Below are 987 nucleotides of genomic sequence, written 5' to 3'. Positions count from 1 at the left end.
ATGTCGACGACGAACGGCGTTTCGCGCTGCTCGTGGCGGCGGTCAGTGTCGACGGCCGGCTGGCGCCGTTGCTCACGGTGCTCTCCGGCACGTCGGCGGCGGTCAGGGACTGGCTGGTCGACGAGCACCTCGAGGTGTCCGACGGGATGTTCCGCCTTCGTGAACCCGCGCTCGGTTCGGTGATCTGGCACGCCACGGGTATGCAGGAGCATGTCCGGGCACACGAGCTGCTGGCCGAGGCGTACCAGGAGCGCGACCCGGGCCAGGTGATGTGGCATCGTGCGCTGGCGGAGCTGGAGTACGACGACGGCCTTGCTGCCGACCTGCAGCGGACGGCGAGCGAGATGCTGACCCGCGGCGAGTTCGACCGCGCGGTCGAGTTCGCGCGGGAGGCGTACCGGTTGACCTCGGATTCCCATCTGCGACGGGACAGGCTACTGCAGAGCGGCACCTTCGCCATGCTGGCCGGCCGGTGCGACGAGGCGATCGCCATCGCCCGCGAGCGTGTGCACATGGAGATGTCGACGGAGCACAGCACGAAGCTGGCTTTGCTGGAGGCACGGGCACGGATCCTGGGAGACCGGCAGGTGCCGGCCGAGCTGGTGGACAGCCAGGCGAACCTGCTCGCCGATTCGAATGTCGACGCGGCTGCTCAGTTCTGGCTGGTGGCAGCTGCAGGATTCGCGGATCGGTTCGAGCCGGGCGAGGCCCGCAGGTACCTGGCACTGGTGGAGAAGAACTCGGACGCGCTGTCCGAGCAGACATGGGGCATCTACCGGCGCACGGCAGCCTGGGTGGCGGCACTGGTCGGTGAGGCCGAACGGGCCAGGGCGTTGATCGAGACGGACTCGGTGTCGGCGGATGTGCTCAGTGATGCGGAGCAATGCATCCGGCATGCGATGGTGCTGACCCGCCTGGAGATGTTCTCCGAGGCGCGTGACCTGTTGCGGGTGATCACCGAGCAGCGTCGTTTCGGAAGCTCGCCGA

1 protein-coding gene is annotated in these 987 nt (G+C 68.1%); it reads left to right on the top strand.

Annotated features, from left to right (window positions below):
* Nucleotides 1-987: hypothetical protein (locus tag ELR45_RS35320; RefSeq protein ID WP_165367845.1), on the top strand; the 987-nt coding region annotated here is incomplete at both ends.

Source organism: Phytoactinopolyspora endophytica (assembly GCF_004138495.1).
Classification (GTDB): domain Bacteria; phylum Actinomycetota; class Actinomycetes; order Jiangellales; family Jiangellaceae; genus Phytoactinopolyspora; species Phytoactinopolyspora endophytica.
The sequence above is the reverse complement of the archived record's forward strand: the minus strand, read 5'-3'. Positions and strand labels throughout refer to the sequence as shown.